Below are 15164 nucleotides of genomic sequence, written 5' to 3'. Positions count from 1 at the left end.
GAGTATTCTTTTCTACTGATTACAGCATTGGCTCGCATCCTTTGTTTTCATAAATAGTTAAGCAGCTACCCTAATTTTATAAAAGGTAGCTGCCTATGTTTGTTATATAGTGCTGGTTTATATTGATTGACTATATACAATATGTGTCATTCGGGATAAAGTGATAGAATATATTCTTCAGTTGTGAAAGTGTTGAGGATCCCTAAAAACCTCTAGCTGAGCATGATTACGAATTAATCCTGGTATCTGATTTTCATCTAATTGTTCTAAGATTGTCATTAGTCTTTCCGCAGTAGACCTATTAACTTGTCTTATTTGATAGAACCCATCTACAAATTGTTCTACAAGGCTCTCATCAACGTTTTCAATAGGGGCAAGTAATATTCTTGACCTTCAATTTACGGTTATATGAAGAATTCTTCACATAAACGCATTACATTTACTTCTAAATTTGATAAAATGTTTCTAAATCTAATAAAAACTGTACATTCCGTTTTTCTTAGATTTTAAATGAAATAATAGCAGACTCTTTCTTTTTCAATATAGTTCTACTCTCATTCTTCTCCGTTACTAGCAAAATAATTTCTCCGTATCCTAAACTTTCTGCTCAAAAGTGTATACATCAAGCTTTAAATTAGCTAGGTTATTAAAAGTTTAGATGGATGACTGTAGTATTCGATTGAAGATGTATAAAATTACTATTTGTCTAATTTTGTCGAATCTATATGCTTTTTTCACTATAAGTTTTATTATTTAAACGGATATTATTATTATAAGGAGAAATATACTATGTCTAAAGTACTCGAATTTAAAGCGGCTGGAAAAACAACAGTTACACTTGAGGGGAATTTCTTAAGAATTAAAAGAAAAGGTTTATTGAACTTTGCTAATCATGGCTTAGATGGGGAAAAGTCAATTGATATAAACAATATTTCCGGTGTACAAATGAAAAAAGCTGGTGCATTAACAAATGGTTATATTCAATTTGTAATTCTGGGAAGCAGGGAAAGTAAAGGTGGACTTATGGCCGCTACACAAGATGAAAACACAGTTATGTTTGCTAAGAAGGAACAAAAAATGGCTGATGAAATAAAGTCTTATGTAGAAGAAATCTTAGCATCTAAGCATCAACCTACGATTCTATCAGAAACAAAGACAGATACAGCAGAAGAAATTCGTAAGTTTAAAGCATTATTAGACGATGGGATTATATCAGAAGAAGAATTTCAACAAAAGAAAAATCAATTATTGGGATTATAAATATAAAAAATGCCCCGCTCATTGAGCAGGGCTATTTCTGTGCATACTGATACGCCAACGATCTTAGGTATACTTTTTTATTAATATTAAGTTAACTACAAAATAAGCCGCAAACAGCAGCTTTTTCACTATCCTCTATTCGATTATCTCCAACGCCAATTTATATTCCCATCTTTAAAAACAGCAGGAGTTTCTATTCCCTCTTTATTCCCCTGGTCATCAGCGATAAACCAGTTGCTCTCATTTAACCATTCTGCATCAAATTGGTCTTCTTCAAAATCATGTTCTTCATTTGTAAGAGCTTCTAAGAATGTTTTATATCTTTTTATGTTTGCTGTCGGTTTGAAAGTTCCATATACCCAAGCGCCTTCTCTATTTACATCCTGAATGTCACCTAAGTATTCTTCCTTATAGTACAACTTCATTCCGGTACCCTCCTTCAAGTTATGGAGAAAAGTTACATTATAATTAGCATTATTGCACAACTTGAAGAAACCCCCAATATACTTGAGGGTTCTTGCTGAATAAGTCAGTTTAATGTCCCACGATTCACCTGTTCATAAAAAATGCCCATATTTTCCTTCAATTTCATGGATACTTCACATAATACTTCAATTGCTTCAGCTTTGTTGTTTCCTAATTGATAAACCACATCATTAAATAGCATTTGCATCTCTCTTAAAATGGCGATAGATGCCAGGTTATAAAGATGAACATTAAAATAACCACTATTATTAAATATGGCACTTTCTACATAAGGTCTAAAATTGTTTAGTAGAGTTGGATATTCATTAATTAAACGGCCTAATCCTTTACGGACCCCTTCGATGGTAGCGGCTAGTTCATCCAATGGCTTTAGAGTGTTAGCGACACCGGTTCGGATTTTATCATCAAAGTCTGAAAAGAGACTAAGTAACTTCCCTGGAATGGTTTGACTTAGAGCAAGATGGGTCGCTCCTTTTATACTTGATGATAGGATTTCTAATGTGCTTTCGATGGCGAAAGTCAAAATCTGTCCTTTTTCCAGAACAGGGTAAAGCAGTGCCTGAGTCGATAAAGTAAAGGAAGTGTAAGAAGTATCTAATTGGATTTCCTTAATCTTCATCTTCCATTCCATGTAAGGGGAATCTTCCAACTTGTAATTATTAGTTCCCTGTACTGAAATCGAGTCGGAATGAGTAGATTTACTTTTAATAGATTGCCCGAGAGATTGATCACGCATTTGAAAGTTTGTGGCAACATCCTGTACTTGCTTTTTGAATTCCCTAATATGAGAAAGAAGTATATCTCTGTTAGTATTGACAATACCATAATGGGCATTTAACTCACCGACTACTGCATCATACCAGGCATCCTTTCCGCCTCTAAATAGTTCGGGAATTTTATCTGAGATAATGTTAATAATGTTTCTTGAGATGTTATGAATATCAGCCTTTAGTTCGTATAGATTGTTGCGAATCTCTGAAAACAAGCTTTCTACACTGACATTTGTCTTGAAGATATGCTCAAGAAGCTCTGCCGGTGGAGAATTTAATATGTAATTCAATGATTTGCTTTGGCTTTCTGCGATATTTAATAATGAAATTAAATAATCAATTTCCGCTGTCAATCTATTGCTTAATGAAGTGATGCCAAGAAATAGCGGCTCACTGATCATGTTTTCAAACAAATGCTCGAAAGTATTCTGCAGCCCATTAAGCCGCTCGTTAAAACGATTACTTTCATCCTCCACAATGGCAACCGAATTGCCAAGATATTCGTGAACAAGGTTCAGTCTTTCCATCACATTGTTTTGCAGAGAGGCGGCAAGTATATCCAGGTTTTCTTTATTTATTTCAATGCGGTCTGAGTGTCCACCATATAGAGGAACCCCCGTCCATATACTAGATACAATGTGTGAATCCGCATCGATATAAATCCTGCCATATCCCGGCTTTCCTACTTCTCCTATCACATAGAACTGGGAGCCATCTTCATTTCTTAAATATCCTGTATGGTTTGTAGCAAGCTTTGAAAACTCAGGAATACCATTGAAAATTTCATACTGCTTACCTGGAATACGGTCATGAAGATTTAAAGCGATTAAAGTCTGAGTCAGTACATCGTAGCTGCTGAAGTAGTTTGTGATATTATCATAAGTTTGATTAGGATCCACCATCCCTTCAGGAAGAAGGGCGGGGTTTAAAGTAACCGCATTTACTTCTGGATTCTCTACCGCTACTGCACCAACTAGCCCTCCACCAAGGGAATTACCTGCAATAGATTTAACGCCGCCCACGTTCTTATATTTTTGGTTCATTTCTGTGTAATAATTTCTTGCTGCTTCTAGCTGTACAGGAGTAAGGTCACTTAAAAGCTGCGCATCTGTAATGATATCCTGCTTGCCATATTTTCCACTAGCATCTGTTCCGACATAAATAATGGATATTTCCTCTGTCTCCATATTTACAACTGTCATAGAATCAAGGCCGGTTGGATCTTCATAATGGGTATCAATAACTGTATAATCTGTATCATTTACTTGTATTACCGATTCAAAAAGCGGATAGGTATATGCATGTAAGCCTGCAAGTTCAACTAAATCTTTATCATTATTTGCTATATTTGTATTTATATTTGGTGAACCTTTAAGTGTCTCCATATATTCACCTGCTTTATTCCTTAGTAATGTAATCCGGGAAACCACGTTTTAAAGAGTTTTCCTTAGCACCTTCAGCACTCTGTTTATCTATGAAGTTATCATTGAGCGAGAAACTGTAGGTACCATTAGGTATTGAGTCCATTTCCTCTAACTCTTTTGTGACTTGATTAAATATTTCTTCACTTGGTTTTGCCTGCTTATCAGTCATAAATAATTGAATATTAATTTTGAAATTTTCGGCGTTAAACATGTTCTCATCATAGGCATTCCGCAAATTTTCTACACTTTCATTAGGATTGCTTATATATAGGTCATAAACTGGTTTAATCGCCTCTTCTTTACTTGTTAGCGCTATAAAGTAATATGGAGTCATATATCCATGTCCGCCAACATTTTGGAGGGCTTCTATAGTTTTGCCAGTAATTTGCCCTTTTGCTGCAAGCGACTCAAGGTAACTATCGAGCTTCTTGAATTCATCACTAAAGATCATGTGATATAATCCGCCTTTAATAGCATTTTCTACCTGGAATTCATCTGCCCAAATTTTATCTGTCAACACTTGCTTTCCTTGTTCCTCAATTGGTACAACCGCATACGTATAGAAATGTAGATTCCCTTTAGATTCTACAAAAATCGTTGCCCCATCACGGCTACCGACTACATTATGTACATAAACATCAGTTTTATAGTTATCCTTAAAATACTTTATAGTTGCTTCTTCTATCTGGTTCCGATTCTCTTCAGCAAGTATATCGGTTTCTTTTCCATATGGAAGAGCATAACCTTCACCTGTGTAATCCTGAACGCTCACCAAGCTGTCACTAGAAGTTCCAGCTTGTGTTTCTTTAACTTCTTCATTTTCATTATTAGTATTTGTACTATTCATACCCGAACATCCTCCAAGCATTATTGATAACCCAATAGTGCAGAGCAAAAATTTTGTATTCTTAACCATAGTTAGTATATCCTCCCTAAAGGACTGTGCCATACCTATTATTGTAGCTGATAAAGTTATATATTTACAATTAAAAAGGTGAAAAATTACCCTTTTTACGCAGAAATAGGATGAAAGTCTGGAAGGAGCTAAATACAATAATACAATACAAGACAACGCGTGTGTTTTAGTAATGCTGCCTTCTCTTCTGTAAATAAAGGCTATGTTAAAGGTAAAGGTTGATTTAAAATACAAAAATAAAATGAGCTGGAGAATATATCTCCAAGCTCATTTTCTTTTTGTATCTTTTTTTACTAAAGCCCCTGTTAGTTTAAGTGTAAAAGTTCACATTCTCATTATGACTTTAGTTAATTCATAAAAAACACTACCATATCTATTACAATTCTTAAACCCCAATATTAACAAAAAAAGATATGTAGAAAAAAGAGAATTAACCTAACTTTACTTAAATTTTGTCTCCTTTCTCCTTTTTGCAATAGAAATATTACTACTTTAAAAAATTATGGTTACAAGAGCATAACCATATGGCTTAGCGAACCAATATGGGGTTCCAACATAGCCTATAGGAGCAATAGGACCTACAGATGCCCAATTACACTGATACCAATGTGTCCAATCGGGCCCACATGTCCAAAATGACCAACACCTTTATGTCTTGTATAAGATAACATATTCATCTTAAATCCCTCCTTATCTCCATATTTTTCTTTAACACATTTATGAATTTTATCTATACAGTAATTCATCTGGAATAATAACTAACCATTAGTAAAAAATACAAAATATGAAATTATCTTAGGAGGAACCAATGGCTGAACATTATGAGGTTATCCTGCGTTCTATAGGTGCATTTATTATGTTATTAATTGGCTCCCGTTTATTAGGAAAGCAGACCATTTCCCAAATGAGAATTTTTGATTTTATTTCTGCTATTTCTATAGGAGCAATCACAGGTAATTTGGCTTTTAACTTAGATATTAAAATACATCACTTACTCCTTGCCTTTTTCATTTTTATTTTTACAGCTATATTAACTGCGGTGATAGCGATGAAAAATCGTAAATTAAGAAAATTTCTATCAGGAGATCCTACTGTAGTTATACAAAATGGAAAGATATTAGAAGATAATATGAAAAAAATGCGTTATACAATTGACTATTTAAATCAACAGCTAAGAGAGAAAGATGTCTTTAATATACAGGAAGTGTTATATGCATTAGTGGAGACAAAAGGTACTTTAACGGTATTAAAAAAACCACAGTATAGAAATGTTACCATGCAGGACATGCACTTATATATATCTTCTGAAAAAAGGCTTCCTATAGAGTTAATTATGGATGGAACGGTCATAGAAGAAAATTTGCTACAAAATAACCTTTCAACACAGTGGTTGGATGATGAACTCAAGGAACGTCAACTAGAATTAAAAGATGTGTTTTATGCCGTTCTACTTGTTCAAAATAATCTTTATATTGATCGCTACAATGACTTTATTAGCTCACCTATTGATAAAGAGTAGTATCAAATTCGTTTCATCTTTACATTAATGAGTAATGAATATTACTTTAAAAAATATAGAAACCATACCGCATGGTTTTGTTCGTCACTGGCTGCTCTTTTATATTGCTCTCTAATATATTCATTATCAGTTTTGGAACTTATTTCTAAATAATGGTCAACTGTCTTTTGTTCATCATGAAAAGCAAAATTTAATCCTGCTTTAAATTTATTAGGACACTCTTCAGTTATTTTTGGATTATATTTTTGCCCTGTTAGTTGACTATAAATTTTAGAAAAGGTATTTAAATGTCTCATTTCATCTTTCCTAATTTCAGTGATTATTTCTTTTTGTTCTCTTGTTGGTGCCATATTTATTAGTTGTTGATAGCAAGCTATTGCAGAAAATTCACCATCTATAGATTTCTCAATTAAAGGGATTATGTCATTTTGTCTATGAGCTGGTGGAACGATTGGACCAAGAAATTGATAGTAATTAAATGGATAATGGGGTGGATGTTGTATGTTAAACATCTTCTGACCGTAGTGAACATGACAGGAAGGACCAGCGCAGTGTAAAGGTTGACCCCAAGGACCATGATGAGCATGAGAATAGCCTTGGTAGATTACTCCATCCAGGCCAGTCGTTACAGAACGATACATGTGTATTTACCTCCAATTTTTAACTTATTTTATGCATGAAGCAGGTAATAGAAGGTTGTCTATTTAAAATTAGGTATTCGTGTAGCTGAAGATCAGACTACATCTAATATAGGAGAAAACATATTGTTTACTTTTCGAATATATTTTAATTCCCAATAACTTTCTTTTGCAGTGCACTGTTGCCTACCTTCTAACTAATCTTAGTGATTTAACTTACCATAGAATAGGAAAAACTGCAGATTCCTGCAGTTCTGTAAAACTTATTTATGTCATTTTAATTGTCCAAACCAATAAAGAAGAAAGAGCCTACTTGTTTAAAATAAAATATGTTACTTAACTTTAAAATTTCATAATTTTTCTCTATAGAATTGACATCCAAGTCTTCACTGCAGTTGCTAAAATTAATAGACCCATTGTGCCTTGTAACACTTTTGTATTCAATTTTTTACCCATGTTGGCACCTATAGGCGAAGCAATTAAGCTTGCCACAACCATAATAAAAGCAGGTAGTATAGGTATATTTCCTGTTGCGATTTTCCCTGAAACAGCTCCTATAGATGAAATCAATGTAATGGCCAAGGAGGATGCAATCGTCATTCTTGTTGGTATTTTTAGGACTACTAGCATAATAGGAACTAACAGGAATGCTCCTCCTGCACCTACAATACCCGCACCAATACCCACTATGAACGCAAACAAGGATGCAAGCCATTTGTTAAACCTTACTTGATTAAAATGAACATCATCAACCCCTTTTTTAGGAATAAACATCATAATAACGGCAATAAGAGCTAAGATTCCATAAACAATATTTATTCCATTCTCCGGCATATGAGTAGAACTTAGTCCCCCTATAAAGCTTCCAGTTAAAATGCTTACTCCCATGTAAATAATCAATTTTTTATTTAGAAATCCATCCTTACGATAGGCTAAAACACCTCCGAGTGTCGCAAAAAACACTTGAATGGCTGTAATCCCTGAAACTTCATGAGCTGTAAAATGTCCTACGCCTAACATTACCGGTATATATAGCAACATGGGATAGTTGATGATAGCACCACCAATTCCTAACATCCCAGAAATAAAAGAACCAACAAATCCAATAACAAAAATTGTAGCTATAAAAGTTATATCCATTTTGTTACACCTCTTTAGAAAAAGGGAACCTTATTGGTCCCCTTTATTTTCAACCCTTTTTAATCCAGAATTTTAACACTCCATTTTCGTTTTCATGCTTTAATAACTCATGTCCTCCTGATTTAGCCCAGGCTGTTAAATCGTTTAGCGCTCCTTTATCCGTTGTGTGGACTTCTAATACTTCACCTGTGTCAATATCTCCCATTGCTTTTTTTGTCTTTACAATCGGCATTGGGCACGCTAAGCCTTTAGCATCTAATACTTTATTTGAATCCATTTGTTATTCCTCCTATTTTATAATTAACGAACGGCACAACGGTTAGGTCCAATTTCCATCTCTCGTTGTTTCTCTAATTCCGGGTTAACTTTCCCCATATTTGTTTCACGAATTTCTTGATATGCATTTGGTTGTGGCGGCAATTTTTCTGTTACTAATTTTCTAAACTCATTTTCATCATCGATATTCAGTCCATGATTTTTGGTAAACAATTTTCCAAGTTTTTCTGCAACACTACCATCCTCATTTAACTCGTCTATAATCATAAAGTGTGCTGGTAGAACAATTAGTTCTTCTGACAATTCTTTGTAGCGTTTATATAAAGTCTCTCTTAAATCACTGACCCAGTCTTCCGCCATACCTGCCAGATCGGGTCTTCCGATAGAATCAATGAACAAAATATCACCTGACAGCAAGTATTTATTATCCACAATAAATGAAGTAGAACCAATCGTATGTCCAGGTGAATACAAAGCCGTAATATTAATAGTTGTATTACCAATGGTTACATCATTTCCGTTTTCTAATGGTTGGTAAGCAAAAGTCACTTCCGTTGCATCCTTAGGTGGTAACCAATAGTCAGCACCAGTTTTCTCTGCAATTGTACGTCCTCCGGAAATATGGTCAGCATGAAGGTGCGTATCAAATACGTGTGTAATTTTTACATTTTTGTTTACTGCAAAATCAAGATAGATATCCGTCATACGCGTTGAATCGATTACTGCTGCTTCTCCTTCCGATAACACCATGTAAGATAGACAGCCTTTACCAACTCGAACAAATTGATAAATTTCGCCACCATCATTCAAGTCACCTATTTTAACCGGTTCTAAATGTTCACTCCACTTTTTCATTCCACCCTTTAAATAGGAAACATTTAATCCAACATCAGAAAGCATTTCTGCTACCATTACAGATGAACCTTCCTTTGCACAAACAACTAGTACTTCTTTCTTAGTGGAGATTTCACCTATAATGTCATCCACACCATCAAGTAATTCAAAATAAGGAACATTTAAATATTCAAAGTTTTCCCCTTCAATCTTCCAATCGTTAAAATCACTCTCATTACGAACATCAAGAATAAACAACTCTTCTTTATTTAAAACTTTTTTCGTCACATCTTTTGAAGTCATTACAGAAACAGTCACCTTTATACCCCCTATGGTATTATTTTATTTAAAAAAATATATAATTTTAAAAAGTTAAAGTTACATCTGCATCCTTTGCAAATTCCAAAAATGTTACTGCTCCGCCTACTTCCATTCCATCGACAAAATTTTCTTTTTCTAATCCCATAACATCCATTGTCATTTGACAGCCTATAAAATTAACTCCCATTTCTTTTGCCATAGACACTAATTCCGGAATGGAAGGTACATTCGCTTTAATAAATCCTTCAGCAAGCTGTTCTTTACCTTCAGGCATGATTAAGTGCTTATATGCTTCCTTATGAATCAAATTCAACCCTTCAAAAGTAAAGAAAACAGATACTTCTTGATCAGTTGCTGCTGCCGCAGTTGCAATGTTAAAAACCTTATAAGCATCAAATAATCCACCATTACTTGCAATAATTGCTACTTTTTTGTTCATCGTTAATTCCCCCATTTTTTAATCATTTATACTACTTATTTTCCCACTCCATTGACTCATACCTTGTTCAACATTAATTACATTATTAAATCCATTTTCAGTTAACTTTTGTGCAGCAAGATCGCTACGATTTCCTGTTCGACAAACTATATAAATTTCATCATTTTTGTTTAAAACATTCATTTTGTTTTCCAATTCTCCCAATGGGATAGAGATAGCGTTAGGAATATGGTTAAAAGCAAATTCTGCATTTTCTCTAACATCAATAACTACAATGTTCTTATCCACATCTATTTTCTTTTCTAGTTCTTCATTGCTAATAATATTTGGGTGTTTTTTTTCATTCGATTCTTCATTAGAAGATTTACGCAAATAATGCTTCAGCACTTCCCCTTCTTCTATTGTTCCTAGATATTGATGTCCAGTGCTTTCAGCCCACGCTTTCATGTCTGCTTTAGAGCCTTTATCCGTCGCTTGAACTTCCAATACTTGCCCTGCCTCTAAGTTTTTCATTTCTTTTTTTGTTTTAACAATTGGCATCGGACATGCTAAACCTTTTGCATCTAAAATTGTATTTGCTTTTAAGTTCTCCATTTTTCAGCCTCCATCACTTATACCTGTTAGGGTATTATTAGTTTTAAAAAAATTTATTCTACTTTTCCTTCCCAAGCAAGCATTCCACCAGTCATATTAATCACATTAAATCCATAATCTTCAAGGAATTGTGTGGCACGACCACTTCTTGCACCAGAACGGCAAACGATGATATATTCAATAGTCTTATCTAATTCATGCATGCGAAACTCAACTAAACCTAATGGGATATTTATAGCACTTGGTATTTTCCCAGTGGCAACTTCATCCACCTCTCGCACATCAATAATATTTAATTTCTTTCCTTCGTTTATTAGAGCCTCTACTTCTTTTACAGTCATTTGTTTCATTAGTTAGTTCTTCTCCTTCTGTTTATTTTAAAACCAAGCACCCATGCCGCCTTTGACGTTAGTTACGTTTTTAAAACCTAACCTTTTTAAGACTTTACTTGCTCGTTGACTTCTCATTCCACTTTGACAAATTACGATAACTTCTTTTTCCTTTGAAAGGTCTTTTTCTGCTATTTGAGCTAGTTGATGGAGTGGTATATTTTTAAAACCTTTAATATGGTTTCCTTTAAACTCTCCATTTGTTCGAACATCCACAAATTGTTTGTTCTTATTATTTATTTCTTTTTTTAATTGATTAGTGGTAATATTGTTAATTCCCTTTATTGGTAAAAACCTTCTCATTATGAAAAATAGTACCAATGCAAGGACAAGATAATTTAAATATGTCATATTAAAACCTCCTTTTAATCAAGAGAACTTTTACTTTTATATAGTTAGATAAATAGATTAACATTTCCATCCTCAGCATCCGCTAAATAAGCAGCAACACCTGCATATTCTATGTTACCTAATAACTCTTCTTGTTTTAGTCCTAATAAATCCATTGTCATGGTACAAGCTACAAGTTTTACATCTTGTTCTTGAGCCATTTCAATTAATTGTGGTAAAGACATAGCGTTATGCTTTTTCATAATATCCTTAATCAGCTTAGGACCCAATCCAGCAAAGTTCATTTTTGATAACCCCATTTTATCAGCACCTCTAGGCATCATCTTGCCAAACATTCTTTCCATAACCCCTTTTTTTACTGCAATATCTTCGTCCTTACGTAAAGCATTTAAACCCCAAAAAGTGTGAAAAATAGTTACTTCATGATCATAAGCTGCAGCACCATTAGCTATAATGTAAGCAGCCATTGCTTTATCATAATCACCACTAAATAGTACAATGGTTGTTTTTTTCTTTTCAGTCATATTGTTACCTCCAGTATTAATTTAACCCATACCCGCATGGGTATTATAAAAAGCAAAAATTATCCCTTTTTAATCCAAAACTTCAATACACCATTTTCTTCTTTTTGACTCAATAATTCGTGACCTACTGTTTTAGACCAGGCTGAAAGATCATTTATTGCCCCTTTATCTGTTGTATGAATTTCTAATATTTGACCAGTTTCAAGTACAGTCATTGCCTTCTTTGTTTTTACAATTGGCATCGGACATGCTAATCCTTTTGCATCTAACAATTTGTCGAATTTCACTAGTAATCACCCTTTCTAATACCACTACCCCTATGGGTATAATAATAATTAAAAAAGAGAAGGTGGCAACTCTTTCTTATCTGCTTTTTACAAGTAGGTTTACAGCTTCTTTTACTAATTCCTCTGTATTCTCACCATTTTTATCAGCTTCCCGAACACATTCAATTAAATTTGAACTAACAATCAATCCTATTGTTCGGTCAATTCCAGTTCTTGATGCAGATAATTGTGTAATTACTTCCTTGCAATCTTTATTCTCTTCCATCATTTTCAAAATTCCTCTTAACTGCCCTTCTATACGCTTTACTCTATTTTTTATTTGTTCATTATAATCCATTTTTGTTCACCTCTTTTTATAGTAAATAATCATGTAATGATGCCACTTATAATTAGTGTTTTAATTTTTCATTTTATATCAGGATTTTCATTTATAAAGTATCAGCAGTTGAAATATTTTCACTGACAAGTTTTATAATATACCCCGCGAGGTATATTGTCAATAATATATTTTATAAAAAAGACCGCTATTAGTTTAGCGGTAAAAAGGATATAGGGCGTTAAGAAGTAAGTCCGTTTATCATGATACTTTTATCAATACATCTAATTAAGCGTTCTTCTATATCTTTAGCAAATAACTCCATGTCATTATCATTTAGAAGGCTTATTAGTGCTGTTGGCCTAGGCATTCCTATTTTAGTTTGTCCATTATCTTCATAAACAACAATTTTACAAGGTAAAAAGTATCCAGCCATTCCATTTACGTGCAGCACCCTATGTGCTTCATCTGGGTTGCATACTTCTAGAACTTTAAACTCTTTTTGAAATTCTAACCCTTTCTCTTGAAGCTTTTCCTTAATATCAAACATCCACAAAACACCGAATTTTTCTTCTTTTAAGCTTGCCTCTAACCTATTAATAGCATGATTTACGCTTTTATTTGTATGAACTGTATAATCAAACACACTTAACACTACCTTCTTTTCTTTTTGATAATCACTGCTTTTTCCAGGTGTACTGTTTATTAAATTTAACTACTTTAAAAATTTAACTTGGATATTTAAATTTACAGGTTAATCTATTACATAAATTCTAAACAAGTTACTACTATTATCTGCCTTCAACGTTCATTCCATCCATCAATTTTTTCATTAAAATACTAGCCCATCTTCGACCAATAAATCAAAGTTGATGAGACTTGTACCATAATCAATCCAATATCTCTTCTCCCATTTGGAATTGAATTGCCCAAAGCTCAATTTCTCATTGTTATTTTCTCAGACATACGATGGGCTAAATTCTTCCTATAAAACCTTTTAAATAAATACAGATTACTCTTAAATTCTTTCTTATGGCCAAGGGTACAGCGCTTGCATTAATACTAAGTACCGTATTTGCTACACACTTTAAGTAACCTATTTGGTGGTGCTGAACACAAGCCGATTATGGCGGTCAGATATAATGAAGGTACTGGTACAACGAGAAATTTCTAATGCTTATTCATTTAGTTTGGCGCCACTAATTCCTTCATCTCTAAAAATATGAATCAAGTTTAAGCCCTTGTTCCTTACAATATGCTTTAATTTCCTCTTCTTGCTATTTCAAGCTATATCCATCTCTTGCCTGCCCTTGAGTTGAGACTCGTATATATCCAACAACGTTCAACTTTCTCCCGTTACGGTAATTAAAATTTATGTAACGCTTTTTAAACGAATAGCGAGTATTATACGACCGTCTCTTGTAAAAATACAACCCAATTTTTGTCTGCCCTGATGCTAAACTAGTAACCTTCTTACGTAACCTACTTTTTATCCACCATATAAAATGTCATCTCGCCTAATTATCGTACTTTTCTTACTATCCAAGTATTAAAATGATACTCCATGATGGTACAACCATCATGAGCTTTCGCTTCTCAAACAAATCACATTCTTATTGTTTCACTCAAAAATCTTCACTTTTTATTATTCACTATCTTTATGTATCCGTATCGTTATCACCTTTAGCATTACGAGCTTTGTCATTGTTTTTAGTTTGTGGGTTTTTCAGTATCATAAGTCTTCTTGACATGTAATATGTCATCTCGCCTATTTATCTTATTATTTTCACAAACACAGTACTAAAACAGAATGCCATGAGGGTACTACCTTCATGAGCTATGAATTTCATACAGTCATTATTTATGTTATCTAACGAGTACGTTCCATACAAAAAAGCACTTGTTGCCTAAAAGATAATCAAGTGCTTTATAGTTATAAATTCTATCTTAAACAAATGAGCCTATTAATTTCTTTATTGTAGGATTTTATACCGTAACTCTTTATTTATTCTTTTTCATCCATCATTCGTTTTAAATATTCAGCAATTTCTGTTTGTCCTCTTTCTATGGCAAATGCATAAGCATCCATATCTTTCATGGTTTCTCCAGTGTATTTAATAGATATATTTATATTATTCTCAACTAATAATTTAACAATCTCCAAATGCCCACCATATATTGCAGCAAAAAGAGGATTTCTATCTGGTTCACTAATATCAATCTCCACATTCTTGCTAATTAGATAATCAGCAATATCTAAATGTCCTTTTGCAATCGCTCTTTCAAGAGCATTTGTAGAGAAAGTTCCACCTTGTGCATTAATATCTATTCCAGCATTAATAAGATATTCTACTATCTCTAAATGTCCATGTGCTGTCGCTACATGTAACCAAGTACCAAAAGGTGTCATCCATGTTAACATTTCTGGTTCTTTCTCAAGTAAATCTCTTAAAGTTTCCAATTGACCACTTTTTATGGCACTTCTAATATCTTTAGCAAATTGATTCTTATCCATATTAATTTCTCCTTTAACCTCTATTTCCTTGAAGCAGTTTGTTTTCCAAGGTCTTCTAGTATTTCTATGATATCATCTATGTCTGCACCAGCCGCATCAACTGCTTAACAACATTTTCAAGAGCTGCAAAACTATGTTGTCCGGAAACTCTATTTGGTGCCCAAA

At 33.6% G+C, this 15164-nt stretch carries 17 protein-coding genes and 3 pseudogenes; 3 read left to right on the top strand and 17 right to left on the bottom strand.

Translation table 11 applies throughout. From position 1 onward, the window contains the following. Positions 1-789 precede the first annotated feature (789 nt). Positions 790-1260 carry an SHOCT domain-containing protein gene (locus tag LXM54_RS11060; protein ID WP_233315233.1) on the top strand — a complete coding sequence of 157 codons (471 nt, stop codon included), beginning with the start codon at positions 790-792 and terminating at the stop codon, positions 1258-1260. Positions 1261-1403: 143 nt separating this feature from the next. Here the strand turns inward: LXM54_RS11060 and LXM54_RS11055 are convergent, their stop codons facing one another. From LXM54_RS11055 to LXM54_RS11045, 3 genes are all read right to left on the bottom strand, one after another. Next, positions 1404-1685: a hypothetical protein gene (locus tag LXM54_RS11055; protein ID WP_233315232.1), complete on the bottom strand. Its 282-nt coding sequence runs from the start codon at positions 1683-1685 to the stop codon at positions 1404-1406. A 104-nt stretch (positions 1686-1789) separates the two neighbouring features. Further along, positions 1790-3901, bottom strand: coding sequence for an SA1320 family protein (locus LXM54_RS11050; RefSeq protein ID WP_233315231.1), 2112 nt, complete (start codon positions 3899-3901; stop codon positions 1790-1792). A 13-nt stretch (positions 3902-3914) separates the two neighbouring features. Beyond that, a complete protein-coding gene (locus tag LXM54_RS11045; protein ID WP_233315230.1) occupies positions 3915-4856 on the bottom strand; it encodes a DUF1672 family protein in 942 nt (313 codons plus the stop codon). A gap of 808 nt (positions 4857-5664) precedes the next feature. Between LXM54_RS11045 and LXM54_RS11040 the strand changes: the two genes are divergently transcribed. Continuing rightward, on the top strand, positions 5665-6375 hold the full coding sequence (locus LXM54_RS11040; protein WP_233315229.1) for a DUF421 domain-containing protein: 711 nt from the start codon (positions 5665-5667) through the stop codon (positions 6373-6375). A gap of 41 nt (positions 6376-6416) precedes the next feature. Here LXM54_RS11040 and LXM54_RS11035 read toward each other — a convergent pair whose 3' ends face one another. The 12 genes and pseudogenes from LXM54_RS11035 to LXM54_RS10980 form a co-directional block, all read right to left on the bottom strand. Beyond that, positions 6417-6887: a ferritin-like domain-containing protein gene (locus LXM54_RS11035; protein ID WP_442780458.1), complete on the bottom strand. Its 471-nt coding sequence runs from the start codon at positions 6885-6887 to the stop codon at positions 6417-6419. Positions 6888-7376: 489 nt separating this feature from the next. Next, positions 7377-8153, bottom strand: coding sequence for a sulfite exporter TauE/SafE family protein (locus LXM54_RS11030; protein WP_233315228.1), 777 nt, complete (start codon positions 8151-8153; stop codon positions 7377-7379). Positions 8154-8202: 49 nt separating this feature from the next. Then, entirely contained in the window at positions 8203-8430 is a 228-nt protein-coding gene (locus LXM54_RS11025) for a sulfurtransferase TusA family protein (RefSeq protein WP_233315227.1), read from the bottom strand. A gap of 23 nt (positions 8431-8453) precedes the next feature. Further along, positions 8454-9588 (bottom strand): annotated as a pseudogene (locus LXM54_RS11020) (MBL fold metallo-hydrolase); the annotation flags it as partial. A 39-nt stretch (positions 9589-9627) separates the two neighbouring features. Beyond that, positions 9628-10023, bottom strand: coding sequence for a DsrE/DsrF/DrsH-like family protein (locus LXM54_RS11015; RefSeq protein WP_233315226.1), 396 nt, complete (start codon positions 10021-10023; stop codon positions 9628-9630). An 18-nt stretch (positions 10024-10041) separates the two neighbouring features. Next, positions 10042-10617, bottom strand: coding sequence for a sulfurtransferase TusA family protein (locus LXM54_RS11010; protein WP_233315225.1), 576 nt, complete (start codon positions 10615-10617; stop codon positions 10042-10044). 53 nt (positions 10618-10670) lie between these two features. Beyond that, the gene (locus LXM54_RS11005) at positions 10671-10967 is read right to left on the bottom strand and encodes a rhodanese-like domain-containing protein (RefSeq protein WP_127742323.1); all 297 of its coding nucleotides are present in this window, start codon (positions 10965-10967) and stop codon (positions 10671-10673) included. Positions 10968-10994: 27 nt separating this feature from the next. After that, positions 10995-11357, bottom strand: coding sequence for a rhodanese-like domain-containing protein (locus tag LXM54_RS11000; protein WP_233315224.1), 363 nt, complete (start codon positions 11355-11357; stop codon positions 10995-10997). Positions 11358-11401: 44 nt separating this feature from the next. Continuing rightward, a complete protein-coding gene (locus LXM54_RS10995) occupies positions 11402-11881 on the bottom strand; it encodes a DsrE/DsrF/DrsH-like family protein (RefSeq protein ID WP_233315223.1) in 480 nt (159 codons plus the stop codon). Between the two features lie 59 nt (positions 11882-11940). After that, on the bottom strand, positions 11941-12168 hold the full coding sequence (locus tag LXM54_RS10990) for a sulfurtransferase TusA family protein (protein ID WP_233315222.1): 228 nt from the start codon (positions 12166-12168) through the stop codon (positions 11941-11943). Positions 12169-12244: 76 nt separating this feature from the next. Beyond that, complete coding sequence (locus LXM54_RS10985) at positions 12245-12505, bottom strand: metal-sensitive transcriptional regulator (RefSeq protein WP_127742315.1); 261 nt, start codon at positions 12503-12505, stop codon at positions 12245-12247. Positions 12506-12725: 220 nt separating this feature from the next. Continuing rightward, entirely contained in the window at positions 12726-13130 is a 405-nt protein-coding gene (locus LXM54_RS10980) for a DUF302 domain-containing protein (RefSeq protein ID WP_233315221.1), read from the bottom strand. A gap of 445 nt (positions 13131-13575) precedes the next feature. Between LXM54_RS10980 and LXM54_RS10975 the strand changes: the two are divergent. Then, positions 13576-13653: pseudogene (locus LXM54_RS10975) on the top strand (recombinase family protein); the annotation flags it as partial. An 11-nt stretch (positions 13654-13664) separates the two neighbouring features. Here the strand turns inward: LXM54_RS10975 and LXM54_RS10970 are convergent. Both LXM54_RS10970 and LXM54_RS10965 read right to left on the bottom strand, forming a co-directional pair. Then, positions 13665-13830, bottom strand: a pseudogene (locus tag LXM54_RS10970) (recombinase family protein); the annotation flags it as partial. A 659-nt stretch (positions 13831-14489) separates the two neighbouring features. Further along, positions 14490-14999: an ankyrin repeat domain-containing protein gene (locus LXM54_RS10965; protein ID WP_233315220.1), complete on the bottom strand. Its 510-nt coding sequence runs from the start codon at positions 14997-14999 to the stop codon at positions 14490-14492. Positions 15000-15164: the final 165 nt, after the last annotated feature.

It is taken from the genome of Bacillus sp. Au-Bac7 (genome assembly GCF_021341655.1).
Lineage (GTDB): Bacteria > Bacillota > Bacilli > Bacillales > Cytobacillaceae > Niallia.
Note: the sequence above shows the minus strand (reverse complement) of the source record. Positions and strands in the feature narration are given on the sequence as shown.

Excerpts from the sequence above, each read along its gene's own strand:
- LXM54_RS10995 (WP_233315223.1), bottom strand. The coding sequence starts at position 11,881 with ATGACTGAAAAGAAAAAAACAACCATTGTACTATTTAGTGGTGATTAT.
- LXM54_RS11055 (WP_233315232.1), bottom strand. The coding sequence starts at position 1,685 with ATGAAGTTGTACTATAAGGAAGAATACTTAGGTGACATTCAGGATGTA.
- LXM54_RS11050 (WP_233315231.1), bottom strand. The coding sequence starts at position 3,901 with ATGGAGACACTTAAAGGTTCACCAAATATAAATACAAATATAGCAAAT.
- LXM54_RS11040 (WP_233315229.1), top strand. The coding sequence starts at position 5,665 with ATGGCTGAACATTATGAGGTTATCCTGCGTTCTATAGGTGCATTTATT.
- LXM54_RS11045 (WP_233315230.1), bottom strand. The coding sequence starts at position 4,856 with ATGGTTAAGAATACAAAATTTTTGCTCTGCACTATTGGGTTATCAATA.
- LXM54_RS10965 (WP_233315220.1), bottom strand. The coding sequence starts at position 14,999 with ATGGATAAGAATCAATTTGCTAAAGATATTAGAAGTGCCATAAAAAGT.
- LXM54_RS11030 (WP_233315228.1), bottom strand. The coding sequence starts at position 8,153 with ATGGATATAACTTTTATAGCTACAATTTTTGTTATTGGATTTGTTGGT.
- LXM54_RS11015 (WP_233315226.1), bottom strand. The coding sequence starts at position 10,023 with ATGAACAAAAAAGTAGCAATTATTGCAAGTAATGGTGGATTATTTGAT.
- LXM54_RS11025 (WP_233315227.1), bottom strand. The coding sequence starts at position 8,430 with ATGGATTCAAATAAAGTATTAGATGCTAAAGGCTTAGCGTGCCCAATG.
- LXM54_RS10985 (WP_127742315.1), bottom strand. The coding sequence starts at position 12,505 with ATGGATTATAATGAACAAATAAAAAATAGAGTAAAGCGTATAGAAGGG.
- LXM54_RS11000 (WP_233315224.1), bottom strand. The coding sequence starts at position 11,357 with ATGACATATTTAAATTATCTTGTCCTTGCATTGGTACTATTTTTCATA.
- LXM54_RS11005 (WP_127742323.1), bottom strand. The coding sequence starts at position 10,967 with ATGAAACAAATGACTGTAAAAGAAGTAGAGGCTCTAATAAACGAAGGA.
- LXM54_RS11060 (WP_233315233.1), top strand. The coding sequence starts at position 790 with ATGTCTAAAGTACTCGAATTTAAAGCGGCTGGAAAAACAACAGTTACA.
- LXM54_RS11035 (WP_442780458.1), bottom strand. The coding sequence starts at position 6,887 with ATGTTTAACATACAACATCCACCCCATTATCCATTTAATTACTATCAA.
- LXM54_RS11010 (WP_233315225.1), bottom strand. The coding sequence starts at position 10,617 with ATGGAGAACTTAAAAGCAAATACAATTTTAGATGCAAAAGGTTTAGCA.